This is a genomic window from Gemmatimonadota bacterium, assembly GCA_016719105.1.
Taxonomy (GTDB): Bacteria; Gemmatimonadota; Gemmatimonadetes; order Gemmatimonadales; family Gemmatimonadaceae; genus SCN-70-22.
The window spans coordinates 74,534-99,835 of record JADKAQ010000001.1 but is presented as its reverse complement, the minus strand read 5'-3'; the positions used below and the strand labels follow the sequence as shown (position 1 = coordinate 99,835).

25 protein-coding genes are annotated in these 25,302 nt (G+C 68.6%); 6 read left to right on the top strand and 19 right to left on the bottom strand.

Translation table 11 applies throughout. The features are described from left to right. Positions 1–734 precede the first annotated feature (734 nt). Together IPN47_00410 and IPN47_00405 are read left to right on the top strand one after the other, a co-directional pair. Positions 735–1,064, top strand: coding sequence for a hypothetical protein (locus IPN47_00410; protein MBK9406518.1), 330 nt, complete (start codon positions 735–737; stop codon positions 1,062–1,064). Positions 1,065–1,236: 172 nt separating this feature from the next. Continuing rightward, the gene (locus IPN47_00405) at positions 1,237–2,508 is read left to right on the top strand and encodes an MgtC/SapB family protein (protein MBK9406517.1); all 1,272 of its coding nucleotides are present in this window, start codon (positions 1,237–1,239) and stop codon (positions 2,506–2,508) included. A gap of 227 nt (positions 2,509–2,735) precedes the next feature. On the opposite strand, the gene IPN47_00400 is transcribed toward IPN47_00405, so the two are convergent. From IPN47_00400 to cadA, 4 genes are all read right to left on the bottom strand, one after another. Continuing rightward, a complete protein-coding gene (locus IPN47_00400; protein MBK9406516.1) occupies positions 2,736–4,022 on the bottom strand; it encodes a universal stress protein in 1,287 nt (428 codons plus the stop codon). A 215-nt stretch (positions 4,023–4,237) separates the two neighbouring features. Further along, positions 4,238–4,924 (bottom strand): response regulator transcription factor, encoded by a 687-nt coding sequence (locus tag IPN47_00395; protein MBK9406515.1) that lies wholly within the window; start codon positions 4,922–4,924, stop codon positions 4,238–4,240. Beyond that, a complete protein-coding gene (locus tag IPN47_00390) occupies positions 4,924–6,582 on the bottom strand; it encodes a HAMP domain-containing histidine kinase (protein ID MBK9406514.1) in 1,659 nt (552 codons plus the stop codon). Before IPN47_00390 ends, IPN47_00395 begins: the two co-directional genes overlap by 1 nt. 153 nt (positions 6,583–6,735) lie before the next feature. Next, complete coding sequence (cadA, locus tag IPN47_00385; protein MBK9406513.1) at positions 6,736–8,601, bottom strand: cadmium-translocating P-type ATPase; 1,866 nt, start codon at positions 8,599–8,601, stop codon at positions 6,736–6,738. 87 nt (positions 8,602–8,688) lie between these two features. Here cadA and IPN47_00380 point away from each other — a divergent pair, with 87 nt between their 5' ends. Further along, on the top strand, positions 8,689–9,195 hold the full coding sequence (locus IPN47_00380; protein MBK9406512.1) for a hypothetical protein: 507 nt from the start codon (positions 8,689–8,691) through the stop codon (positions 9,193–9,195). Between the two features lie 73 nt (positions 9,196–9,268). On the opposite strand, the gene IPN47_00375 is transcribed toward IPN47_00380, so the two are convergent. From IPN47_00375 to ccmA, 11 genes are all read right to left on the bottom strand, one after another. Further along, positions 9,269–9,850: a CBS domain-containing protein gene (locus IPN47_00375; protein MBK9406511.1), complete on the bottom strand. Its 582-nt coding sequence runs from the start codon at positions 9,848–9,850 to the stop codon at positions 9,269–9,271. A 202-nt stretch (positions 9,851–10,052) separates the two neighbouring features. Further along, positions 10,053–10,505: a hypothetical protein gene (locus tag IPN47_00370; protein ID MBK9406510.1), complete on the bottom strand. Its 453-nt coding sequence runs from the start codon at positions 10,503–10,505 to the stop codon at positions 10,053–10,055. A 160-nt stretch (positions 10,506–10,665) separates the two neighbouring features. Then, positions 10,666–12,162 (bottom strand): hypothetical protein, encoded by a 1,497-nt coding sequence (locus tag IPN47_00365; GenBank protein ID MBK9406509.1) that lies wholly within the window; start codon positions 12,160–12,162, stop codon positions 10,666–10,668. A 319-nt stretch (positions 12,163–12,481) separates the two neighbouring features. Then, complete coding sequence (locus IPN47_00360) at positions 12,482–13,003, bottom strand: cytochrome c-type biogenesis protein CcmH (protein MBK9406508.1); 522 nt, start codon at positions 13,001–13,003, stop codon at positions 12,482–12,484. After that, positions 13,003–13,632: a redoxin domain-containing protein gene (locus IPN47_00355; GenBank protein MBK9406507.1), complete on the bottom strand. Its 630-nt coding sequence runs from the start codon at positions 13,630–13,632 to the stop codon at positions 13,003–13,005. The genes IPN47_00360 and IPN47_00355 overlap by 1 nt, the downstream gene beginning before the upstream one ends. After that, on the bottom strand, positions 13,632–15,686 hold the full coding sequence (locus IPN47_00350) for a heme lyase CcmF/NrfE family subunit (GenBank protein ID MBK9406506.1): 2,055 nt from the start codon (positions 15,684–15,686) through the stop codon (positions 13,632–13,634). Before IPN47_00350 ends, IPN47_00355 begins: the two co-directional genes overlap by 1 nt. Next, positions 15,683–16,156: a cytochrome c maturation protein CcmE gene (gene ccmE / locus IPN47_00345; protein MBK9406505.1), complete on the bottom strand. Its 474-nt coding sequence runs from the start codon at positions 16,154–16,156 to the stop codon at positions 15,683–15,685. The genes IPN47_00350 and ccmE overlap by 4 nt, the downstream gene beginning before the upstream one ends. Continuing rightward, a complete protein-coding gene (locus IPN47_00340; GenBank protein MBK9406504.1) occupies positions 16,153–16,302 on the bottom strand; it encodes a CcmD family protein in 150 nt (49 codons plus the stop codon). Before IPN47_00340 ends, ccmE begins: the two co-directional genes overlap by 4 nt. Further along, a complete protein-coding gene (ccsA, locus tag IPN47_00335; protein ID MBK9406503.1) occupies positions 16,295–16,969 on the bottom strand; it encodes a cytochrome c biogenesis protein CcsA in 675 nt (224 codons plus the stop codon). Before ccsA ends, IPN47_00340 begins: the two co-directional genes overlap by 8 nt. A 62-nt stretch (positions 16,970–17,031) precedes the next feature. Beyond that, positions 17,032–17,718: a heme exporter protein CcmB gene (locus IPN47_00330; protein MBK9406502.1), complete on the bottom strand. Its 687-nt coding sequence runs from the start codon at positions 17,716–17,718 to the stop codon at positions 17,032–17,034. Further along, positions 17,715–18,428, bottom strand: a complete 714-nt coding sequence (gene ccmA / locus IPN47_00325) for a heme ABC exporter ATP-binding protein CcmA (protein MBK9406501.1) — start codon at positions 18,426–18,428, stop codon at positions 17,715–17,717. The genes IPN47_00330 and ccmA overlap by 4 nt, the downstream gene beginning before the upstream one ends. A 179-nt stretch (positions 18,429–18,607) precedes the next feature. Here ccmA and corA point away from each other — a divergent pair, with 179 nt between their 5' ends. Continuing rightward, positions 18,608–19,663: a magnesium/cobalt transporter CorA gene (gene corA / locus IPN47_00320; protein MBK9406500.1), complete on the top strand. Its 1,056-nt coding sequence runs from the start codon at positions 18,608–18,610 to the stop codon at positions 19,661–19,663. A gap of 19 nt (positions 19,664–19,682) precedes the next feature. Here the strand turns inward: corA and IPN47_00315 are convergent, their stop codons facing one another. Next, positions 19,683–20,678 (bottom strand): VWA domain-containing protein, encoded by a 996-nt coding sequence (locus IPN47_00315; GenBank protein MBK9406499.1) that lies wholly within the window; start codon positions 20,676–20,678, stop codon positions 19,683–19,685. Between the two features lie 423 nt (positions 20,679–21,101). On the opposite strand from IPN47_00315, the gene IPN47_00310 reads away from it, so the two are divergent. Beyond that, positions 21,102–22,754, top strand: a complete 1,653-nt coding sequence (locus IPN47_00310) for a GGDEF domain-containing protein (protein ID MBK9406498.1) — start codon at positions 21,102–21,104, stop codon at positions 22,752–22,754. Between the two features lie 88 nt (positions 22,755–22,842). Here IPN47_00310 and IPN47_00305 read toward each other — a convergent pair whose 3' ends face one another. Further along, positions 22,843–23,913, bottom strand: a complete 1,071-nt coding sequence (locus IPN47_00305) for an AI-2E family transporter (protein MBK9406497.1) — start codon at positions 23,911–23,913, stop codon at positions 22,843–22,845. Between the two features lie 137 nt (positions 23,914–24,050). After that, complete coding sequence (locus tag IPN47_00300; GenBank protein MBK9406496.1) at positions 24,051–24,440, bottom strand: winged helix-turn-helix transcriptional regulator; 390 nt, start codon at positions 24,438–24,440, stop codon at positions 24,051–24,053. A 149-nt stretch (positions 24,441–24,589) separates the two neighbouring features. Here IPN47_00300 and IPN47_00295 point away from each other — a divergent pair, with 149 nt between their 5' ends. Beyond that, on the top strand, positions 24,590–25,009 hold the full coding sequence (locus IPN47_00295) for a DUF302 domain-containing protein (protein ID MBK9406495.1): 420 nt from the start codon (positions 24,590–24,592) through the stop codon (positions 25,007–25,009). A gap of 65 nt (positions 25,010–25,074) precedes the next feature. On the opposite strand, the gene IPN47_00290 is transcribed toward IPN47_00295, so the two are convergent. Continuing rightward, positions 25,075–25,272 carry a DUF2892 domain-containing protein gene (locus tag IPN47_00290; protein ID MBK9406494.1) on the bottom strand — a complete coding sequence of 66 codons (198 nt, stop codon included), beginning with the start codon at positions 25,270–25,272 and terminating at the stop codon, positions 25,075–25,077. Positions 25,273–25,302 lie beyond the last annotated feature (30 nt).

Here is a 25,302-nt window from a genome sequence, read left to right as displayed (position 1 = left end):
GCACTCGTGCCCTCGCGACCTGCCTTGGAGGCGGATCATGATCGACGCGCCCACCACCCCACGCGCCTCTGGTGAGGCGTCGTCAGTTCCGGATGTGCTCGCGGCGATCGTCCCATTCTCGGGGACCCCGCTCAACGTCTGGCGCGACCTCCCTTGGTCGGTCGTGCGCGAACGGCGAGACGGTGCCTCGCTCCTCCTGCGCCTCGATCGCGTGCGGGACGAGATCATCACCGATCGCGCCAATCGCGAGATCGTGATGGCCTGCGGGGCGGTGCTGGAGAATCTCCGTATCGCCGCACATCACCACGGCGCGGACCTCCGGATCGAGTGGTGGCCGATGGGGCGCACGGAAACCACCATCGCTCGACTCTCGCTGGGTGAGCCGCTGGTCCCGCGCCACGAAGAGGAAGCGCTCTTCGGCGTCATCGCCCGTGGGCAGCATCCGGCGACGCGGCGCATCCGCGGCGGCGTCTCACCGGCGCTCGTGGCGGTCCTGCGTCATGCCGCGCGCTGCGAAGGCGGGTGGCTCGACGTGGTGGCCGACGACGTGCGTCGCCAGATCCTGGGCGACTTGGAGTCCGAGGCGGCGGCGATCGCTGATGCAGAACGTGGGGCGCGGCGCCTGCTGTCGGCGCGCTTCGGGGCGAGCGGCGGCGGGGCGCAGTTTGCCGTGAGCGGGGGGCCTACGTTGGGCGAGTTGCTCGGGGCGCTCGGCGCCAACGTGCAGCCGTCAAATGAATGGACCGCCGGGCGCGCCGCTGCGGTTCGCGGTAGCGCCCCTCGAGGCGCCGCTGCTCGCCGTCCTCGGCGCGAACGAGGATGTCCCCGACGCGTGGCTGCGCGCCGGTGCCGCCCTGCAACGCGTCCTGCTGCACGCCAGCGTGCAAGGGCTCACGGCCGCTTTCCTCAACGAGCCATTGCATCACCCGCTGCTGCGCGATGCCTTGCGCTCGGTCCTCTTCGCCTCGGGGGCGCCGCAGGCGATCGTCCGCTTCGACTTCGACGCCAATGGCGCGGTGCTCGATCCGCGTCGCCTGGCCGAAGGGAGCGTTTCGGCCGCGTAGCAGGGTTCCATCAGGCTCGCGCGCAGAAGATGCTGCGCGCGAAGGGGACGCCGCACGCACGGCGTCGTGCACTCGGCGTCGTGCGCACGTCCATCTACTGCAGGCGCAGGCCCGCCTCACGAGGCGGGCGCGTGCGATTGCCCGCCTTCGCCCGCCTCGCTAGCCTGACGTCATGACACAGTCGCTCATCATCCGCCTGGCGATCGCGGCCCTCGTCGGGTTGGCGGTGGGGATCGAGCGCGAGCGGTCGGGGCACGGATCCACCGGGGCACATCCGCGCTTTGCCGGGGTGCGCACCTTCCTGGTCATCGGAGGGGTCGGCGGGGCGGCGGGGTGGCTCCAGTCGACCGGATCGACGGCCCTTGCCGTGTCGCTCCTCGCCGGGGCGTCGCTCCTGACCGCCGCGGCGTACTGGTCGGCCGCACGCGCCGGCGGCGCGGACGCCATCGACGGAACGACGGAGATGGCGGCGCTGCTCGTCCTCGCGCTCGGCACGCTGGCCGGGATGGGTGAGATGGCGGTGGCCGGTGGCGCGGGGGCGTTGCTTGTGCTCGCGCTCTCGGAGAAGGCCGCGATCCACGGCGCGGTGGCGCGCCTCGGCGCAACCGAGTTGCGCGCCGCGATGCAGTTTGCGGTGTTGGCCCTGATCGTCCTGCCGGTCTTGCCGAACCAGGCGTACGGCCCGCTGGGCGGGATCAATCCGCGCACCCTGTGGATCGTGGTGCTCATCTTCTCGGGGCTCAACTTCGCGGGCTTCCTCGCGCGGCGGGCGGTGGGCGCGTCTCGCGGGTACGGCGTGACCGGTGCGTTAGGCGGCGTGATTTCCTCGACGGCGGTGACGCTGCAGTTCTCCCGCATGAGTCGCCTTCGCCCGGCGCTCGCCGGACCGTTGGCGATCGGGACGATCGCCGCCAGCACGGTCCTCCTCCCGCGCGTCCTGCTCCTGTCTGCGGCGCTGGCGCCCCCCGTCGCGCTCGCGCTCCTCCCCTACCTCGCCCCCCCGTTTCTGGCGGGCGCGCTGGTGGTGACGATTCGGCTGGTGCAGTCGCGCCATGATCCACTGGACGGCGACGCCGAGGCGTTGGAGCGCAGCCCGCTTCGCCTCTTCTCCGCGATCCAGATGGCGGTCGCCTTTCAGCTGGCGCTCATGGCGATCGAGTACGCGCGCCTGCGCTTCGGCTCACCGGGCGTGCTCGTGTCCGCGGCCCTGCTGGGGCTCACCGACATGGATGCGCTCACCCTCTCGATGAATCGGCTGGGGCGCGCCCCATCGATGGTTCCGCTGGCGGCGCAGGCGATCGCCGTGGGGGTCAGTGCGAATGCGGTGACCAAACTCGTGGTTGCGTTGGTGCTCGGCGGGCCGCGCTATCGCGCGCAGGCGGCGCTCGGGCTTGGGGCCCTGCTCACGGCAGGGGCGGTGACGATCATCCTGCTGGCGCGTTAGGCGCGCCGGGCGTGCCAGGCGAGTTGGGTGCGCCAGGCGCGCCAAGTACGGCCGCGCCGCCGACGCAACGCGTGATTCGCCGCGTTCCGTGCGGGACACGGTTCCGCCTGACCCTGCCCTGCCCCGCGTGACCGTCGAATGCCAAGCGGCGCCGTCCGGTGAGCCGGAACGGCGCCGCTTGCGCATGCCGAAATTGGGTTACCCCTTTCTCGGACCCGCGCGCCCCCTCAGCGAGCGAGCGTCAGGATGGTTTGTCCTGAGCCATGCGCAATTCGAAGAACCCAGTCTCGGCCGGAGGCATCCTTCAGGAGGTCAAGGTGCCGAACATCGCCGATGCCACGTGTCAGGTGCCGGGTCGAGTTCTCCATGTCCCCCAGCATCAGTTCGATGCGACGATCGTGGCGATCGTACGCCGCACCTACCAACGGATAATCGTGCTGCTGCGCTTGCGCGCCGAACTCCGGGTCGTCGACTTCAAGGGTGGCCACGCGACCGGCGTTGCGACGCGTGAAGGCCTCGAGGCACGCGGCCCACTCGTGTTCCGGAATCTCGTCAGGCACCCCTTCGGGCGACCGCGGCGGCACCGAACCCATGGGCGTCGGCATCGCGAAGACCGAGCACGATGCGCCGCGGATGAGCCCCGTCGCCGTGCTCCCCACCAGGATGCGGTCGACCAGCCCCGCCCCCCGGCTCCCCGTGACGATCGCATCGATGTGCGCCGATTTCGCGAACTCCAGCAGCGCCTTGGTCGGCTTGCCGGTGAGCGTCATCGTTTCGATGGTGACCCCCGCGGGGATCTCGAGCCGGGCACGCACGCGAGCAAAGGCCGGCTCGACCCCTTCGCTGTAGTCCGACATCCACGCGGCGTAGGCCTCGGGCTGGAGCTCCAGCCGTGGCGCCACGTGCACCAGATACACCATCGTCGCCGACGGCAGGAGCGTCAGTGCGGTCTGTGCCGCGATGATCGACGACTCGCTGAAATCGATGGCGATGGCCAAGCGCTGCGGGAGCGCGACGAACGTTGGCGCCACCGCGAGCACGGGGACGCGCGACAGGCGCAACGTGTGCAACGCCGTCTCGCCACCGAACATGCGGTCGAGCAGGTCGTGATGCCCGATCCCCGCGATGATCAGGCGGGCCCCCTGCTCTCGCGCGGTGCGCGCGATGACCGCAGCGGGATCGCCATCGCGCACCAGCACGTCCCACTTGGGGTGCGGGCCGGCGGTTTCGTTGACCTGTTCGCGCACGCGCTGCGTGAGGGCGGTGCGACGCGCGTCATCGGTCTCGGCCGGGGGGAGCAGGAGCCCGTAGTCAGCCGCCACCAAAGGGAGCGGTTCGAGCACGGCCAGCACGATGACGTTGGCCCCTGAACGATCGCCCAACTGCGCGGCAGCCGTGAGCGCCGCGCTCGCCGACGAGGTGCCGTCGGTGGCGACGATGATGGGGCCCAGGAGGTTGTGATCTCCCGACACAGCAGCCACCCCAGCCTGGGGAGTCTCAAGTGCGGTTGACATCGTGACACCTCCGCTGCTTCACCGGGGGGCCGCACCCTGCGGCCACCACACAGCTTGACCGGATAGTGCCTCCGCGCTCCGAGGGCGTCTGTCGTCGCTGCACCCACGACGCGTGAGGGAGTCCGACATCCACTGTCGGGCAAAGCCGCACGGGAGAATCCAGTTGGCCCGAGTCCACGCGGCACCACGACCTCGCGTCCGCGGGCCTGCCGAGGTCAGCGCTGCAGCCGGTACCCCACCTTGAGGACGGTCAGGATGTGCCGTGGCGACGCCGGATCCGCTTCCAGCTTGCGCCGGAGCTCGGCGATGTGCGTATCGACCGTCCGACTCATCACGGAGTCGTCGTATCCCCACACCTCGCGCAGCAGCTCCATGCGCGTCGCCAGCTCGCCCTGGCGACGCAGCAAGGCGCACAGGAGGTCGAACTCCTTGGGGCGCAGCGCCACGTCGCCCCCCGCGCGCCGCACCGAGCGGGTCGCCTCGTCGACCACGACGTCTCCGAAGCCCAGGTCGCGCCGCCCCTCACCGGCGCCGCCACGCCGCGCGCGCCGCAGCAGCGCATCGACGCGAGCCAGGAGCTCCATCAGCCCGAAGGGCTTCGTGACGTAGTCGTCCGCGCCAAAGCGAAAGCCGCGGACCTTGTCCGCCTCCTCGCCCAACGCCGTGAGGACGAGCACCGGCACGTCGTTCCCGCGTTCGCGCAGGTCGCGCAGGACGCGGTAGCCGTCCGCGTCGGGGAGCATCAGGTCGAGAAGGACGAGGTCTGGTGACGCGTCCTTCGCGCAGCGGAGCCCCTCCTCTGCCGTCCCCGCCACCACGACGCGATACCCCTCGAACTCCAGGTTGCTGCGCAGCCCGGTGGCCAGCCGTTCGTTGTCCTCCACCACGAGGATCGTCGTCATCACGCCACCCGGTCGGGTGAATCGACGCCCGACGCCACCGCCAGCGGCAACGCGACATGGAACGCCGCGCCGCCGCGGCTCCCGTCGTCGACCCAGACGCGGCCGTGCATGGCGATCGCCAACTCCTGGACGACGGCGAGGCCCAGCCCGCTCCCGCCGCGCGCGCCGGCGCCGCCGCTCGTCAGGCGCACATAGGGCAACCAGATGCGCGCACGATCCTGGACGGGGACGCCGTCGCCGGCGTCGTCGACGCGCACGATGGCGTCGTCCCCCTCGCGCCACGCCTCCACGCGAATCCCTCGCGCCGGGGCCCCGTACTTGAGCGCATTGTCCAGCAGGTTGAGGAGGACCTGTCGGATCGCCCCGGCATCCGCGCGTACCCACGGCGCTCCGGTCACGGTGCACGTGAGCGTCCCTCCGGCCGCCTCGGCGAGCGGGGCGAAGCCCGACGCCACTTCGCGCACGATGTCGCCCAGCGGCAGCGTCGCCAGCTGCAAAGGTGCGGCGCCACGCCGTGCCCGCGCAAAGTGCAGGATGTTGTCCACCATCTGCATCAGGCGCCGCGCCTCCTGCACGATCGTCTCGGCCGCCTGCCGCGCCTCGCGCGGCGTGCGCGCCCGTCCGAGCGACAGCGTCTCGCCGAACAGGAGGATCTGCGCCAGCGGTGTGCGCAGCTCGTGCGACACGCTCGACGTGAAGTCGGCGCGCAGCCGCGCCAGCTCATGCTCGCGGCGGATCTGCACCAGCGCCACCGCGCCCAGCGCGGCGGTGAGCGCCAGGAGCCCGACCAGCAAGGTCACGTTGGAGCGCGCCGGCACCCCGACCGCGAGCCGTCCCGCCGCGTCGCGGCGCAGCGCGACCTGGATGGACAGCGCCGCGTCACTCCACTCCGCCGCCGCGCGGTAGCCGGCTCCATCGTCGGTCCCCAGTCGCAACACCTCGGCACCGTCTTGCCTGACGAGTCGCACCGCCAGCAACGAGTCGTTGGGAGCCGGTCCCGCCGTGACCGCCGGCAGGAGGCGATGCTCGCGCATCACCGACGCCGGGATCCGGAGCTCCACCGCCGACGGACACACGGTGATGGCGTAGACGGCGAGCGGCGTCCCCAGCCGCGCGAAGCGCACCCCCATCACCACCGCACGACGCGTCCCCGCGACGTCCACGAAGTCGACTCGCCACGGCGCCTCGGGGACCGGCAGCGCGCGCCCCGCGCGGGCGAGCGCGCCAAGTACCGCCTGCTGCGCCGCCGGCGACACGGTGGGAGGATGGACGGCGCTCGCCCCGCTGCGCAGGTCGAGCCGGGCGAGGATCCGCGCCGAGTCGGAGTCGCCACGAGCGCAGGGGAAGGCCCCCTCGCTGGCCGCGGCCAGCGCCGGGAGCGGGAGCGGCGGCTCGTACGGCGACGGCGCCAACCCCACGATCACCGTGCCTAACGCCTTCAGCGCCTCCGCCTCGAGCCGCTGCCGTGCCTCGGAGCGAAACTCCCACGCCGCCATCGCGGCGTAGTCCCGCAACGCACGTTCTGCCGTCACCCGCTCGGCACGCGCAGCCACGTGCGCCTCGTATGCCAGGCGCGCCGCCACGAGGACGGTCGCCGACAGGAGGACGACGAGGAGGGTAACGCGCGTGGGGGTGGCTCGGGCGCGACGCGGCGGCATGACGGAGGCTAGTGCGTGACCGCCCCGCCTGCCACCGGGACGGGGGCAATGCGGGGCGCCCTACCATAACGCGTGAGCCGGCGCGTCGCGGCGCGTTCTGACAACTCCCTGACAGCCGCGGCCGCGACGTCGGGGCCACGCCCTCCCTCCCCATCACGCCGAATAGGCGACCCGGCTGGCTCGCAGCGCATTCAGGATCACGGCCACGTCAATCGCCTCCTGCGCCACCGCGCCCGCCACCGGCGGGAGGTACCCGAGCGCCGCCAGGACCATCCCGGCCGAGCTGAGCCCGAGCCCGACGAGGATGCTCTGCTTCGCGATGCGCAACGTCGCCTGCGCGATGCGGATCGCCTCGCCCACGCGCGAGAGGTCGTCCACGAGGATGACCACGTCCGCGGCCTCGGCGGTGATCCCGCCGCCGTGCCCAGCGAGCGCGATCCCAACGTCGGCGCGGCTCAGCGCCGGCGCGTCGTTGGTCCCGTCGCCCACCATCATCACGCGACCCTCGCGACGCGAGAGCTCGGCGACCCGGTCGACCTTGTCCCCCGGCAGGAGGTCGCCGATGGCCTCGCCGATCCCGACGGCGCGCGCGACCGCCTCCACGTTCTGCCGATTGTCGCCCGAGAGGAGGAGCGTCCGCCGCACACCTAACGACGGGAGCACCTCGAGCAGGGCCCGCGCGGTGGGACGTACCCGGTCGTCGTAGTCGATCGCCCCGCGTAATGCCCCATCGACCGCCACGAAGGCGCGCAGCACCGACACATCCTGGTCGAGCGGGGTGACGGCCGAGGCGTCCAGCCCCACCTGTTCGAGGACGAAGCGGCGGGCACCGATGACGACGTGATGCCCCTCCACCTCACCCGCGACGCCGCGCCCCGGTGCCTCACGCACGTCGTGTGGTGTCGGCAGCGTCGTCGAGGCTGCCCGCGCCGCCTCGACGGTGGAGCGCGCCAGCAGGTGACCGGCCCGCTGCTCGAGCGCTCCCGCCAGCCGCAACACCTCCCCCTCCGTCATCCCATCCAGCGCGACCACCTGGTGCACGCGCGGGCGCCCCTCGGTGATCGTCCCGGTCTTGTCGAAGACCGCGATCTGCGCATCCGACAGGCGCTCGAGTGCCGCGCCGCTGCGCACGATGATGTGGCGGGTGGCCGCCCGGTTGATCCCGCCGATGATGGCTACCGGCGTCGCCAGGATGAGCGGGCATGGTGTCGCGACGACCAGGACGGCGAGCACGCGCGTCACGTCGCCGCTGGCCAGCCACGCCACGGCACAGACCAGCAACGTGACCGGGGTGAACCATCTGGCGTACCGGTCCGCCAGGCGCTGCAAGGGCGACTTGGAGGCCTCGGCCGAGCGCACGAGCTCCACGATGCGGGCATACTGGCTCTCCCCCGATCGTGCCGTGGCGCGCATGACAAACGCGCCGCTGCCGTTCAGCATCCCACTCATGACCGAGGCCCCCGGCGCCACCGCACGCGGAAGCGGCTCGCCGGTGAGGCGCGAGGTATCCACGTCGGACCGACCGTCCACCACCTCGCCGTCACAGGGGACCACTTCGCCCGGGCGCACCACCAGCGAGTCGCCCACCGCCACGGCCTCGACCCCGATATCGTCCTCGCGCCCCTGCGCCACCCGGTGTGCGACGCGCGGGGCCGCATCCTCGAGTGCACGCACGGCGGCCGACGCGCGGCCCTCGGCGTAGCGCTCCAGCGCCTCGCCCCCTGTCTGCATGAGGACCACCACGAGCCCGGCGAGCGGCTCGCGCAAGGCGAGCGCCGTCCCGATGGCCAGGGCGGCGACCACGTCGGTCGCGAAGTGGCCACGCAGGACGGCGATCGTCGTCCGGATGAGCACGGGTGCCCCGGTCAGTGCCAGCGCGCCGAACCAGATGCCGGTCGCGAGGGGGGCGCCTTGCATCCAGAACGCCAGCCCCCCCGCCAGCAACCCCAGCAGCGCGGCCGCCGGCAGCACCGACGCCCGCAGCATGGTGGCCCCCCGCGACGACGCGACCGGCTTCATCCGCCGACACTCCTCAGGTAGGGCACCCGATGCAACTTTGCCGGTCCCCAGGGCATCGTGCATTGGCAGCACATCCCTGGAGGTTCCATGCGATTCCACCTCGCGCCATCCGCGCTCCTCTTGGTCGCCGCCTGCGCGATCCGTCCGTCGCCCGTCCACGTCGTCGGCACCCAGCGCGAGATCTCGGTGCTCACGGGCGAGTGGAGCGGCGAGTACAGTAGCGCCGAGACGGGGCGCAGCGGGAGCATCAGCTTCAGCTTGAAGGCCGGGACCGACACCGCGTTCGGTGACGTGGTGATGGTCCCTCGTTCGATGGCGCCGTCGACGTCCGACCCGCGCAGCGTCACGGCCATGCCATCGACACCGCGGGTCCTGTCCATCGCCTTCGTGCGCGTCGCCACGAACGTCGTGTCGGGGACGCTCGCGCCGTACCCGTCACCCGACTGCGGCTGCATGCTCTCGACCGTGTTTCATGGGACCATGACGGGGAATCGGATCGAGGGGACCTTCACCTCCGCGCATAGCGACCAGATGGCGCCTCAGCAGAAGGGAACATGGTGGGTGACGCGCGTCGTGTCAGCGCCGCCCCCCTGATACGCGCCGTCGCAAATGCGAACGGGCGGCCACATGGCCGCCCGTCGTCGTCCTGCACCTGCGTGACGCGTCGCTACTTGTCGAAGACATACTGGCGAACCGTGAGGCGACGCTCGGCCACCGCGCGCAGGATGTCGGTCGTCGTCAGGATCCCGACCAGCGTTCCTTCGTCGGTGACGAGGGCACGCTGCGCACTGGCCGCGAGCATGCGCTGCGCCGCGTTGGAGACCTCCATGGCGGCATCGACGGTGCACACCGTGCGGGACATCGCCTCACCAACCGAGTGATCGGAGAGCAGGTCCCACTGCTGGCTCTTCGACGAGGCGAAGCGCTCGGCCACGTCGGGGCCTTCACTCGGCCACCAGTCGGTGAAGTAGCGCGACGAGAGCGAGTCGCCTTCCTGCCACTCCTCGATGCCGTCGTCCTCTTCTTCCTCTTCCTCGACGTCCTGCTCCCGCTCGGCGTCAGGCGGCGGCGTGATCGATTCGAACTCGATGATGTCGGTGGCCGAGAGCACTCCCACCACCTTGTCGCCATCGAGGACCGGTGCACCGCCGATGCGGCAGGAGACGAGCACTTCCACTGCGTCGCGCAGCGTCTGGTCAGAGGCGAATGTGACGACGCTGGGCGTCATGATGTCGCGGACCCTGAGCATGTGACCTCCTGCGGAGCGGCGGTGGAACTGGTGATACAACGCATCGCTACGTTGCCCCTGGGTCTCGGCAGCGTCAGTCAGACAATCACCCCCCAACCGTCGGGCATTTCAGGCCTACAAAAAGGGCGTGCAGCGATCGCGCTGCACGCCCCTGAGAAACGTCATGCGCGCAACATCGCGCGCGCTATCGATCTCGGGTTCGCTACGACGTCGTCCCCGGCGTCTTCACGTCGCGATGCGGCGAGAAGGGGGCGGGCGTACCCGGCGGAAGCGCGGGCGCTCCGCCTGGACGTGCCTTCATCTCTGGCGCGCGAGCGCGAACCATTGCCAGCGCGCTGTCGGCGAGCGCGGTGTTCTTGATCGCCTGCCCGACCATGTACGTGCCGAACCACGGCGCGGCATGCGTCGGGTCCGACTCCGACGCCTTGCGATAGAAGTCGAGCGCGAGGTCGAACTTCTTCTCGCGGAACGCGGTGTTGCCGCTATCGACGAGGGCTTGTCCGAGCACGGAGAGCGCGCTGGCGCCCGGGGGCTGGTCGATGGGCACATGCCCCGGCGGGAGCGCCGCGGCGAGGCTGTCTACCGGCTTTGTTTCTTTGGACTTGCCACAGGCCACGGCGGCGACTGCCGCGCCGACCATCAGTAGTCTTCGCATCCGAATTCGATCGTTTCTGGTTGAGTCCGCGTGTCGTCGCCGCGCGTGTGCATCAGCGAGAAGGGGTACCGACCGTCGCGCGAGGGGTGGAGACGCACGAAGCGGGTGAACGAAGTTGCATCGTTCACCCGCTTCGCGACAGTCCACTACCCCTGCACGCCTAGTTGCCGCGTGCGAGGATCAGCTTGTCGTACGGCGCCAGGAGCGGGATGGCGATGGGCGGCGTGATGCCGTAGTCCTTGGCCATCTGGGCGATGCTGGCACGGAGGAGCGCCTTCGCCAGGAACGGGTTGTGCACTTCCGACCCCGGGTGCAGCGCCAGGTTTCGGTTGAACGTTGCCCCGCGCCACGTGGAGACCTTCCCCGCCACCTTGTCAGTCGCCGGGACCTTGGCGTCGTTGAGCATCGGGAGCAGCGCATTGGCGAGCAGTGCGACGTCCGCCTCGGCGCCCGTCATCAGGTTCCGCGCGGTCGCTTCGGTCGCGTGACAGCCCGAGCCGGCGCACGACTTGAAGGAGCGTTGCGTGACCGTGCACGTCTGCGAGGCGGTCGGCGCGCCGTTGGCGTCGACGCACGGAATGGCGGCGAAGCGGTGACCGGTGACGGTCTGGACGAACTTGCCCGTCGCCTTGTCGGTGACGTCGTACTTGTTCACGTGGCAGCCGGCGCAGAGCTTCGGATTGCGCTCCGTTCCGTGCGTGGCGACGAGGTCGCCATCCACCGTGATGCCCGGGGGCCACCAGCCGGCAGACCCGAGGAGCATCGGCCCCTGCGGGGCGTGCGGCGAGTTCTGGCTGCCGCTAAAGTCGGGGACCGAGCGGCGGAGGTGACACTTCATGCAGAGGTTGGCATCCACGTCGCGAGCGTCGATGGCGAAGCGGAGGTTCCCCTTGTTGGGCGAACCGTGCGGGTCGTGACAGACGCCGCAGGTCACGCCCAGGCCAGTGGCGTTGGTCTGCCCCTGCGACTTCTCGACGTAGTTGGTGCTGACGCCCCACGCCTCGAGAACGCGCTGGCCGATGTGGCACGACTGGCAGGCCGCGCGCGGACCACCCGGAACTTCAGGCGCCGTGGCGGTCGCCCCGTTGTACGCACGACGGAAGGACGTCGCGTGACGCGTCTGCTTCCACTCTTCGGCGAACGGATGGTGCGTGCCGCTGTGACACTCCGCGCAACCCGTCGTTTGGGCCGTGGCGGTGTCTGGCTTGAGCGACGGGAGCATCTGCCCGCGCGCCGGCGCCTGCACGTGCTGCAGCCCCGCGCCGTGGCAGCTCTCGCACTGCACGTCGTGGTAGCGGTTGTCCTTCGTCGAACGCCACCCGGCGGTCGTGTCGGTCAGCGCGTTGCCGAGGTTGTTCACCGTATGGCACGCCTGGCAGAGTCCCTGCATGGAGCCGCTCTTCTCCAGCGTCGAGAAGGCACCGGCATGCTTGGTCGTTTTCCACTTCGCCTGCTGACTTACGTGGCAGCTTCCGCAGACCGTGACTTTGTTGACCTCGTCACTGTAGCCCAGAAAGCTCGCCGCGGCCGCCGGAGGCGCCGCGAAATTAGGGCCGTCCCGGTAGACGATCTTCTCGTCTACGCAGCCGCCAACGGCAACGAGCATCAGCATCCCGATGCCCATTGCGGCCACGTGCGACTCTCTACGCCTCGTCATTGCCCCTTCCTCCTTCAGATATGGCTCACACACGAACAAAAAGAACTCGAGAAAGCGCGTGAAACGATCCTCACATAATGCATCGTTCACTTGGCCGTAATACTACGTAGGTACTTTCTTGACGCCACGGGGGAAATACCTGACATGAAGGTGGTGATCACTTGAGACTGCAGTGTGAGGGGCTTTCCTCACTCGTGTCGCGACGCCAACACAAAACGAAAAAGGCCGCCCATCGGGGCGGCCTGCCTGAGAATCGCCTAACGTTTGTCAGTGAACTACCGGACTTTGAGTCCGATTCGCTTCGCCATACCAGCACTCGCTAGGCACTCCCATCCGCTGGCTCGACCGGCGCCGTCCATTTCTTGACCGCGCGCCAGATCACCAACCCTCCCACCGCCACCACCACCAGCGGCAGCAGATACACCACCAGGTTGAATCCGCTCGCCTTGGGCTCGAGCAGGATCCACTCGCCATACTTGGCGATGAAATACTGCTTTACTTCGTCCGGCGACTTTCCGGAGGCCAACTGGTCGCGCACGACCCCCTTCATCTCCTGCGCGAGTTCGGAGGGCGAGTCCTGAATACTGTTCCCCTGGCAGACTGGGCAACGAAGCTCCGAGGCCACCATTCGGGTCTTCTCTTCCAGCACCGGATCGTTGGAGACAGGAGCGCTCCGCTCCTGCACGGCGGCTCCCGCCTGTGCCGCCGCGCCGGCGGAATCCTGGGCGGCAATCGGGTCGGCGATGGGGGCGGCCACCAGCAGCGCCGCGAGGGCGAGCAGCGACGTCAGATGGCATCGTCCCGCGCGCAGCGGCGCGGCCTTCGACCAGTGCGATCGCATCAGGATCCAGACGTGGGAACGGTGACCGACGTGGCCGAATCTCCCGGAGCACGTCGCGGCGCTCCACCGGGGGCCGGCTGCGCCAGGAGCGAGTCGAGTTTGTACGCCAGCACCTGGGCCGTCACCGGTCCCACGTGCTTGTACGCCACGCGGCCATCACGGGCAATGAAGAACGTCTCCGGGACTCCATACAACCCGTAGTCGATCGCCGTGCGGGTGCGCGGGTCGTTGAGCGACGGGTAGCTCTGCCCCCCCATCTCGGAGATCCAGCGCGTCCCGTTGGCCGGGACATCGTTGTAGAGAACCCCGTAGAACTTGACCCCCTTCCCGGCGTAGGCCTCGGCCACGCTGGAGAGCGTCGAGTGCTCGTCACGACAGGCCAGGCACCAGGAGGCCCAGAAGTTCAGGACCACCACCTCACCCGAATGATCGGCGAGGCGCACCGTGTCCCCGACCGGACGTAGCTGGCCTCCCTGCCCTTCCGCAAAGACTGCCAGGGAGAACGTCGGCGCCTCCCGGCCTGGCAGGGGCGACGGAATCTCCTTGGGATCTCGGGTCATGCCGTACCCGAGGAGAGCGATGATCGGGACGGCGACCGCGGCCGCCGATGCAGCGCGCTTCCAGTTCATCAGTCCGCTCCCTCCAACGAATTGCTCGCCATGATCCCCGCCGCGCTGGGGACGGGGGCTACTCCACGACCGTCCGCCGGCACCGGAGCGCCGACCCACGCGGCCGACCGGCGCCGCGCGGGGAACATCGAGATGATCGCACCCAGGCAGATGATGGCCCCGCCAAACCAGATCCACGGAACCATCGGCTCGACGATCACCTTGAGCGTCGCATCCGAGCCGTCCTGCTTGAAGGCCATCAGGTTGAGGTAGATGTCACCCCAGGGACGACTGCGCACCGCTGGCGTCGGAATGGGCTGCTGCGAGGTGGGATAGAAGTTCATCGCCGGATCGAGCCGGCCGATCTCCTTGCCATCCTTGAGCACGGCGACGTTGGCCGCGATGCGCGAACGCTGCGGTTCCTCGCGCGCATACACCTCGACGAGCCGCATCTGGAAGGCGCCCGCGTCCATCACCTGCCCCTTCTTGACCGTCGCTTCGTATTCCTTGCGGAAGGTCGACGACGCCGTGATCGCGACGGCGACGGCAATGACGCCGATGTGCGCCACGTAGCCGCCGTAGCGCCGGCGATTGGCCCCGACCAACCTGCCTAACGCGGTCATCGCATCTTCGTTGCGCAGTTGCATGCGCGCCTTGATGCCCGTCCAGTACTCCCGCAGGTTCGCAACCAACGCGAACGCCGCGAAGGCAAACGCGAGTACCGCATAGACTTGGCGCGCACCGATCGCAATCGCGGCGAACGCTGCGATGGCCGCGCCGATGAGCGGCGGCACCAGCTGCCGACGCATCACGTCCTTCGACGCGCGGCGCCACGGCAGCGCCGGTCCCACTCCCATCAGGAAGAGGAGCGAGGCGCAGATGGGGAGCGTCATCTTGTTGAAGAACGGCTCTCCCACGCTGACCTTCACCCCGCGCGCCGCCTCGGCGATGATCGGGAAGAGCGTCCCCACCAGCACCGTGAAGGTGAAGGCGGTGAGCATCAGGTTGTTCAGCAGGAACACCGTTTCGCGCGCCGCCACACCATCCAGGCGCCCTTCACTGGCGAGCGCCTCGGAGTTACCGGCGACCAGCGCGAACGACACCAGCAGTGTGAGCGCGATCGCGACCAGGAAGTACATCCCGATCGGCCCTTCACCAAAGGCGTGCACCGACGAGAGCACGCCGGAACGCGTGAGGAAGGTCCCGAGGATCGTGAGCGCGAACGTCGCGACGATCAGGTTGAGGTTCCACAGCTTGAGCATCCCGCGACGCTCCTGCACCATCACTGAATGCAGGAAGGCCGTCGCGGTGAGCCACGGCATGAACGACGCGTTCTCGACCGGGTCCCACGCCCAGTACCCACCCCAGCCCAGCACTTCGTACGACCACCACATCCCGGCGATGATCGCCGCCGTGAGGAAGGCCCACGCGCCTAACGTCCAGCGCCGCGACAGGCGGATCCAGTCATCGGTGGCCACCTCGCCCGCCGCCATCGCGCCGACGGCAAAGGCGAACGGCACGGTGAGCCCGACGTAGCCGAGGTACAGCAGCGGCGGGTGCACCCCCATCAGGATGTGGTTCTGCAGCAGCGGGTTGGGGCCCGGACCATCCGGCGGCGTCGGCGAGATCAGCGTGAACGGATCGGCCGGCCCCGCGAGCAGAATCAGGAAGAAGACGCTGACCGAGAGCATGGTCATCGTCGTGTACGGAATCAGCGCCCCTTCGCGATCACGATTCCAGAAGACGACGAGCGCCGACAACAGGGTGAGCACCCAGGCCCAGAAGAGGATCGACCCCTCGAGCGCCCCCCACAACGAGATGATCGTGTAGAACAGCGGAGTCGCTCGGCTCCCCACCTGCGCGACGTATCCCACGCTGAAGTCATGGGTGACGAGGGCGTAGATCATCGCGAAGGTCGCCGCCGTGACGAGGGCGAACATGGCGTAGGTCGCCGAATACATCGCGCGCACCAGGTCCTGTCGTGCGCGCTTCACTCCGATCGGGGCGAGCACGACGCCGAGGGCCGCCACGAAGAGGGCGACCAGCAGCGCGCTATGCCCGATGAGACGCGTCATGACTTCGCGTCCTCACGCAGGGTCTTGAACATCTCCTTGTACATCTCCTGCGGCGTCTGCCCCGCCTTGGGGGCGCGATACTCCTCGGAGTGCTTGATCATCAAGTTCGTCGACTCGAAGACGCCGTTCTTGAAGCGCCCCTCGCAGACCACCCCCATGTTGTCGCGGAACATCTGCGGCGGGGCGCCCTTCGAGTGGACTTCGACCGTCTTCACGCCGTCCATCACCTGGAAGCGCAGGTCGAGCTTCTCCGCGTCCCACTTCACCGAACCGGGGGCGACCATGCCGCCTAACCGGACCGGAACGTCGACCACCTTGGTCCCCTTGGCCAGCAATTCCTGCGGCGTGAGGAAGTAGACGACGTTCTTGTCGAGCCCACCATACATCAGGTACCCGAAGGTCCCTCCAATGACGATCACCGCCGCGACCAGCAGGGCGGCTCGCTTGCGTCCCTCGATGTTTCCGCTCATGTCGGTCCTCCAGTGAGATCCTCAGTCGCCCGCTGCAGGCGACGCTCGGCCTCGGCGCGCGCGCGATACAGGCGCACAGCGTAGCCAAGCAGGGCAATCCACGTGATCGCGTACGCCGCGATGATGAACGGCCGATTGTCAGGCATTGATCCCTCCGCGGCCGCTCAGCGCGAGCCGCTCGTGCAGTTGATCGGCCGACCGTTCCATCTTGGCCGTATCGTAACGATGCTTGATGAACCAGATGAGAATGAGCATCACAGCGATGGCATTCACCCGAAGCCCCATCGTGTAGTTGGGGTCGAGCGTTCGCGGGCTCGACTGTGGCTGGTGCAGTGTCCGCCACCAGCGCACCGACATGTACACGATCGGGACGTTGAGTGCCCCGAGCAGTCCGACCGCTGCGCTCCACTGCGCGCGACGATCGGGATCATCGACGAAGGCCCGCAGGATCAGGTAGCCAACGTAGATGAAGAAGAGCACCGCCGAGGAGGTCAGGCGCGCATCCCACGTCCACCAGATACCCCAGGTGGGTTTGGCCCAGATCATCCCGAGCAGCAGGAGCAGCCCCGTCATCAGCGCCCCCGCTTCCGCGGCCGACGCCGCCAGGAGATCGTCGTTCTCCTGCCCCTTCCAGAGATACTTGAGCGAGGCGATCGCGACGACGAAATAGGCAATCATCATGTTCCACGCCGCCGGGACGTGGACATACATAATCTTTTGCAGATGTCCCATGTCGCGATCGGCCACGCTGATCGAAATCGCCCAGGCCTGCATCGCCGCGAGCAGGACGAACGCGCCGATCCCCATCAGCATGCCACGTGACCGCGATTTTGCTGCCGGAGCCATTGTCATGCCTGCTGTGGTGACTCCCATCATTACACCTCGATCACGTATTCGAAGGCCAGGAGCGAAGCAACGAGAAAGATGATATCAAATGCGCCCAACAAACGCACCCACGCCCCCGCCTCGCTCATCGGGTCGCCCCCCAACAGCGACGCGGACGACTCCACCGCCGCCAGCAGGACCGGAATCAGCATCGGGAAGAGGAGCAGCGGGAGCAGCACCTCGCGGGCGCGGCTACGGCTGGACATCGCCGAGTAGAACGTCCCGAGCGTCACGAAGCCGATCGTCCCGAGAACGGTCACGCCGATGAGGGCAGGCCATCCCGGCGGGAGCGAGACCTGATACAGGACCATGGCGACGGGGACCACGACGGCCTCGACGATGAGGACGAAGACGAGGTTGGCGATCAGCTTCCCCGCATAGATCGCCCAACGCGCGCCGGGATAAAGCAGGAGCGATTCGAGCGCCCCCCCGTCGAGCTCGAGCTGGTACGAGCGGTTGAACGCGAGCACTCCCGCAAAGAGGATCGCCAGCCAGAGGGCGCCGGCGGCGGCGTTGCGCAGCGCCTCGGTGTCCGGGCCCAGAGCAAAGCCGAACAGGAGCAGGACCAGAATCCCCATGAAGGCGACCGCGTTGAGCCCGGCCTTGGAACGGCGCTCGGTGGTCAGGTCCTTCCACACGATGGCCCACACCCGCCGCCATTCATCCTTCCAGGTCACGACACCCCCTCCGCGACGGCAGGGGCGAGCGTCTCCGCGTGGGGGCGTGCGCCCGTCGCCGAGTCCCGAAGCGAGAAGTCGCTGTCGATCATCCCCTGCCGGAAGCAGACGAGACGGTCGAGCATGTCGCCGGCGCTGTGACGATCGTGCAAGACGATCATGGCCGATCCGCCCGAGGCCTGCGTCTCACGCACGACGTCGTTCACCAGCGCGATTCCGGCGGGGTCGAAGTTGTTGTACGGCTCGTCGAGCAGGAGGAGCTGCGGACGCTGCAGGAGGAGGCGCGCGAGCGAGAGGCGCCGCTGCATCCCGGCCGAAAAGGTGCGGACGGTCTCCTTCGCCTCGCGCAGGAGCCCGACGCGCTCGAGGCAGGCCGGGATGCGCGAATAGTCCTCGCCGAGCATGCGGCAGGCGAAGCGAAGGTTCTCTTCCGCCGTGAGGTCGTCGTACAGGCCAGGATAGTGCGTGAGAAAGGCGATGTGGCCGCGCACGCGGGTCGCCTCACGCGTGACATCGGCTCCGAAGACCCGGGCAACGCCCCCCGTCGGCTTGATGGCCGTGGACAGGATGCGTAAAAGCGTGCTCTTTCCGCTTCCGTTGTGCCCCTCGATCCCCACAACTTCTCCGGACGACACCGACAGAGAGACACCGCGAAGCGCCCACCGACGCCCAAACCGCCGGGTGACCCCTTCGACCGTGGCCGCCGCCACATCCTTATCGGCTATCCTGACTATCACAGTCGGCAATGTAATCGTTCAGCACGCCCGTCGTGACCCGGGACTCCTCCTGACACGCACGTCGGCGTTCCCCCGAGATGTGACCACGTGAGCGACTCCGTTCCCACCAATCCCCCGACGGACCGGCGACCCCCGGCTGAGCTTCCGGCGCGGTGAGTGGCGCGGTAAACAGCGCGGCGAACAGCGCGGTGAATGGCGCGATGAACGGCGGCGCGGCGGCCGACTCGCGACTCCCGCGCTGCTTTCACGCGGTGGGCGAAGGATCGGTGCATCGCGAACTCAACGTGCGCGAGATCGCCAACGCCGTCCGCGAGGCCCAGGGGACGCTGTGGGTCGATATCGACTCGAACAGCCGACAGCAGCTCGCCCTGCTGGAAAAGGTCTTCAACTTCCATCCGCTCTCCATCGAGGACGTGCTCAACCCGATGAGTCGTCCCAAGGTCGAACAGTACGACGGCTACCTCTTCGTCACGCTGCGTGTTGTGCGATTCCAGGAGGAAACGACCGATCCGTACGACATGGAGACGGCCAACCTGTACTTCTTCCTCGGCCCGTCGTTCCTCGTGACGGTGCACTCCGGTCCGTCGCCGAACATCGACCGGGTCGCGGAAGTCGCGCTTCGTACGCCCGACCTCATCTCGCGTGGTCCCGCCCGTCTCGCGCACCACATCATGGACGCCGCGGTCGACGCGTTCTTCCCGATCCTCGATCGCGTGGACGAATTCCTGGACTCGCTCGAGGAGCGCGTCTTCGGCTCGTTCGACGAGGAGTCGCTGCGCGACATCTTTTCCGTGAAGCGGATGATCCTGTCGCTCAGGCGCTATCTCGCGCCGCAGCGCGAGATCTTCAACGTGCTCTCCAACCGCCCGTCGCCGCTCCTCCCCGCCGACGTGCAGCTGTACTATCGCGACATCTATGACCACATGCTGCGCATCAACGACTCGCTCGAAACGTATCGCGACCTGTTGAGCAGCACGATGGAAAGCTACCTGAGCCAGGTCTCGAATCGGTTGAACGTCGTGACCAAGGGGCTCTCGGTCATTGCGACGCTCAGCATTCCGTTCGTGGTGGTGAGCGGCATGTGGGGGATGAACTTCTCCCGTATTCCGTTCTCTCAGCACCCGTACGGCTTCGAGCTCATCGTGGTGGCACAGCTGGTGTTAGGCGGTGGGCTGATCTGGCTGTTCCGGAACCGGAAGTGGTTATAGCACTGCGAGAGACCCGAGCCTAAGGCAGTGGCCCCTTCCACGCCGTGATCCCCAGCTCCAACAAAAGGGCCAGCATCGCGAGCGCCAACGGCCAGCGATACAGCTCCGCGAAGCGCGTGTACACCCGCGTGCGAACCGGCGTGCGCTCGAGGCGGTCGATTTCTTCGGTGATGCGCTGGAGGGCGGCCGCGTCTCGCGCCCGGAAGTACCGACCGCCCGTCTTCTGGGCGATCTCGGTCAGCAGGGCATCATCGATCTCCACCGGCCGGTTCTCGTACCGAAGCCCGAACACACCGCGCCCAACGGGAACCGGCGCCATCCCCTCAGTCCCGACGCCGATCGCGTAGATCTTGACCCCGAAGGCAGCGGCGGCCTGCGCCGCGGTGCGCGGATCGATGGCCCCGCGATTGTTCACCCCGTCGGTCAGGAGCACGATCACACGCGAACGTCCCGGGGCCGTCCGCAGCCGGTTCGCCGCCGTCGCGACTGCGGTCCCGATCGCCGTCCCATCCTCCAACTGCCCCGGTTGCAGGTTATCGATGGCGGCGATGACGACCGGATAGTCGGTCGTGAGCGGGACCTGCGTGAGCGCCTCGCCCGAGAAGGCCACGATCCCGATCCGGTCGCTCCCCCGCATGCCGACGAACTGCTTCACCTTGTCGCGGGCAACCTCCAACCGGTTCTGCGGCTGGAAGTCCTCGGCCAGCATCGAGCTCGAGATATCGAAGGCGATAACGATGTTGATCCCTTCGCTGTTGGACTGCTCGGTGCGCCCGGCCACCCGCGGGCGGGCCATGGCGAGGACCAACCCGGCCAGGGCGAGGCTACGCAACACCATGAGGGAGCGTGAGATCCACGATCCGGTGCGCGGTCCCTTGGCCAGGACGGCCACCCGCGAGAAGGTGATGGCCGGAGGCTGGCGACGTCGGCGCCACCACCACCAGAGCGGGAGGGCGAGAAGCGCCAGCAGGAGCCAGGGGGCGTGGAACTGGAGTTGCGTTAGCCAGACGGGCACGAGCGGCGTGACCAGGTGAGTGGGGCGGCGATGGGTGGGCGAGGTCCCGCGGTTATACCATCAAAGTACCGCCGAGGTGCGGCTCAGGAATGCAGTCTGCAACGCCGACACTCGGATGAGCGTCCTTCGTGCAACTCCGCGCGATGCGCGAGGTTTCCTTTCCGCTCCCCGGACGGGAGTTTGGGGAGGGCGCCATCCGCTCCAAGCCACAGACACGCGAGCGATCATCGTCCAGGACTTCGTGCTCGAACCTCTTCAAGAACGCCCCGGCGCGGTGCCGGTGTGAATCCGCCCGCCCTGTCGTCGGTCGTCGCACCCATCGTCGTCGCCGCGGGCCTGTCGTTCTGGTGGGTCTTCCGCCAGCGCTCGCGCCGTCCCGAACGCGCCACCACGTCCGCCTCTCCGGCTGAGACACCTGTTGATATGAACGAAGAAGCCTTCCTTTCCAAGCTCTCCGACGCGGTCCTGATCGCCGGGCGCGATGGCATCATTGCCAATGCCAGCCGCGGCGCCGAGCGCGTGCTCGGGTGGTCGCCCGACCACCTCCGCGCGCGTCGCGTCTCGAGCCTCATCCACGAAGACTTCGTGGCCGAGGCGTCGCAGGCGCTGGAACGCGTCGCGGACGGCGCGGAGTTGCACCTGCCACAACGCTGGCGGGTGCGACGCGCCGACGGGAGCTGGTTTGAGGCGGAGTGCACGGCCACGCGCCTCGCCGACGCGCCGGTCGACCGCTGTGTCGTCATCGCGCTGCGCGAGGCGCCGGCACGCGACGCCTCGACGGGGAGCAGCGAAGGATTGCGTGACCCCCTCACCGGACTTGCCTCCCGCGCGCTGTTCCGCGACCGCGCAGAGCACGCTCTGTCGCGCGCGCATCGCTTGCAGCTGCCGCTCGCCGTGCTCTTCCTGGAGTTCGACGACTTCCGCGCCGCGGGGATCCGCGCGACGGTGGAAGAGCTCGAGCGCCTCATCGTCGCCGCGGCCACGCGCCTCAACACCGTCCTTCGCTCCTCCGACTCGGCGGGACGTGTCGAGGGGTCGCGCTTCGCGATCCTCCTCGAGGACATGGCCGATGAGTCGAACTTCGTGCAGGTCGCCGATCGCATCGGGCAGGCATTTGCCGCACCGCTGCTGGTCGACAGCAAGGAATTCATCGGCAATGCCAACCTCGGGATTGCCAGCGCGATGCCCGAGGACTCGGTCGACGACATCCTCCGTCACTCGGACGTCGCGCTGCGGGCCGCCAAGCGCCGCGGGCGTGGGGCGTGTGAGCTCTTCGACCCGCGCGTGCATGAACCGGCCCTCTCGCACTCCAAGCTCGAGGACGACCTCAAGCGCGCCATCGAGTGCGGCGACTTTTCGCTCGTGTACCAGCCGATCGTGATCCTGCGCTCGCGCCGCATTGCCGGCGTCGAGGCGCTGGTCCGGTGGAACCATCGCTCGCGCGGGCTCATCCCCGCCGCCGCCTTCATCCCGGTGGCCGAGGAGACGGGGCTCATCGTCCCGCTTGGGCGTTGGATCCTCCTGGAGGCGTGCAAGCAGGCCAAGACGTGGCAGGACACCATCGGCCCCGATCGCTCGCTGACGGTCACGGTGAACATCACGCCGCGCCAGCTCCTGCACCCGCGCTTCGTCGAGGACGTCGCGTCGGCTTTGCAGCAGAGCGCCATCGAACCGCACCGCCTCGTGCTCGAGATCTCCGAAGGGGGACTCGCCCGCAGCATGACCGACTCGCTCAACCGGCTGCGCCAGGTGCGCGCACTGGGCGTGCGCATCGCCATCGACGACTACGGCTCGCGGTCCGCGTCGTTAGGCGACCCGGCCGACATCCCGGTCGACATCCTCAAGATCGACCGCAGCTACATCAGCCAGGTCACCCGCCGCCCGGAAGAGCATGCCGCGACACGGGCCATCGTGGCGCTGGGCAAGCTCAAGCGCCTGCGCACCGTGGCCGAGGGGATCGAACGCGAGGAGCAGCTGACGGAACTGCTGCGCTTCAAGTGCGAGTACGGGCAAGGGACGCTGTTCTCGGAGCCGGTAACCGCCGACGGATTTCTCGAGCTGCTGCGGCGCGACTGACCGCGGACAGAAGGGGGAAGACGACAGTCGGGAGTGCGCGCGGCGATACCGCGCGCACTCCCGTCTCGCATCTCGCACCCCGTGTGCCCTACGCCGGCGCGTCCTCCGGCCCCGACGTCGGATCGGTCACGGGGTGCGGGATCCGCATCTCCATCGTGCGCGTGACCTGCTTGTCGATGTACTCCTCGCGGTAGAGCCGCAGGAGCACGAAGAAGTACTGGATCGCCAGCGGGCCCAGGAGGATCCCCAACAATCCGAAGTAGGCGACCCCGGCAAAGGCGCCCACCAGCGTCACCATGGGATGGATGTTGGAGACGCGCTTGAAGACGATCGGGCGGATCACATTGTCGATGTTGCTGGCCACCACCGCCCCCATCACGAACAGGATCCCCGCCGCGCCATAGCGCTGCTCGATCACGAGCACGAGCGTCCCGGGCAGCCAGACGAGGGCGCTCCCCAGCACCGGCAGGATCGAGCAGAACCCCGTCACCACGCCCCACAACGCCGCGTTCGGAATCCCCACCAGCCGGAAGCCGACGCCGATGAGCGTCCCCTGCAGCACCGCCGTCAGCATCGTGCCGAGCAGCGTCGCGTGCGTCACGCTGTAGAAGCGCGTGCGCAGCTCGTCCGCGGTGTCCTCGGAGAACGGCAGCACGCGCCGGAACACGCGCCACGACCGCTCCGCGGAGAGCAGCATGTAGTAGAGCGCGAAGAACGAGATGACCAGGTTGAGCGTCGCACGTGCCGCCCCGCCGACCACATCGATCGCCTGCGACGAGAGCCACTGGATGAGGTTCCCGCTCGCCTTGGCGATCTCGGTGCCGACCTGCAGGCGCCCCACGCGAATGGTCGAGAGCCGCTGGATGACGTCGCTCTTCTGCGCACCGCGCAGCGCGTCAGGGAGTTGGTCGGCGGCGAGGAAGATGATCCACGCGATCGGAAGCGCGATGCAAAGGATCGCGCCGACCAGGGTGATCGCGGCCGCAAGGTCGGCGTTCACGATCCCCTTCAGGCGCCGATAGACCGGGACGCACATGACGTAGAGCACCGACGCCCCGAGGAGTCCGGAGGCGAAGGGGGCGATCGCGATGAGGATTCCGATCCCGAGCAGGACGATGATCAGCCCCGCCCGCTGCTGCTTGGAATTGAGGAAGTCCATGAAGGCCGGAGGGAGGGAACGCGCGCCGCCCTCGAACGATGGCGCGCCGTCCGCCCCCTCGCAACGCCGCCCGCGGTGCTCGACGACGTGCAGCTCGGCGACGTCGTGCTCCGCCGTGCAGGGCCTCCCTCAGCGCTTCACCCGGTGGGGCGCAAGAGTCGCTCGCGATCCTTCAACTCGGATTCGATGCGGCCACACATCACGTCGCACAGGCGGAAGATCTCCTTGTCGGCCAGCGCGTAGTACACGAACAGCCCTTCCTTTCGGCGGCGCACGAAGCCGAGCGTGTGCAACTGGGCCAGGTGCTTGGAGACGTTCGCCTGCGACAGCTCGGTGGCCTCGACCAGTTCACCGACGGTCATCTCGCCGGGGCGGAGGGCGTTGAGCAGGCGCAAGCGCGCGGGGTCGGCGAGCGCCTTGAAGCGCTCGGCTACCAGGGTCAGCAACTCAGGGGACATCGTCTTGGGCACCGGCGCTTCTCCTTCGTCACACCGTGGCGGAAACGGACAGGCGGGTCGCTGGACCATAATATAGCCACTCAGTAATATGTCGGCAGGCGTACCGCGCGACGGGCGCGCGTACGCCGCGGCGCGCGGCGACGCGTCCCGTGCGGTGCGCGTCGCCGCGCGTCCCGCGGGGTGCCTCGTGACACGCCCTCTCCCATCCGGAGCCCACCATGGTCCAGCAGACGACCCGTTACGGCCTCGCCGTCACCGTGCCGCTCGACTACCCCGTCGCCGTCGAACGGACGCGCGAGGCACTCGGGCGTGAAGGATTCGGCGTCCTCACCGAGATCGACGTGAGCGCGACGCTCAAGAAGAAGCTCGACGTCGACTTTCGCCCGTACATCATCCTCGGCGCCTGCAATCCGGCGCTCGCCCACCGCGCCCTCTCGGCCGAACGTGACATCGGCCTCCTCCTCCCCTGCAACGTGATCGTGTACGCCGGGGACACAGCGGGGACGAGCACGGTGGCGGCGATGGATCCGGCCGCGGCGTTGCAGCTGACCGGGCGCGCCGACATCGCCGAGCTGTCGCTCGAGGTGCGCGCGCGCCTCGAGCGCGCGCTCGCCGACGTGGAGCGCGGCGCCGCCTAACGGCGACGCCTCCCGCGAAGCGCCGTCGGGCCGCCACGGCGCGCCCCGACGCCCCGCGTGGCACCTCACCGGTGACAGCCGAAGAGGCCGAACCGCCCGAGGATCTTCTCCAGCGGGCAGAAGTGCGTGATGCTCGACTGCACCAGGTTGAATCCCACGAAGGCGGTGAAGGCGAACCACCACGGGTTCACCCAGGTGCCGAGTGCCACGGAGAGGAGGATGAAGATGCCGGCGATGCGGCGGATCACGTCGTCGTTACACATCGATGGTCTCTCGTGTCAGCGGTGGTTGGT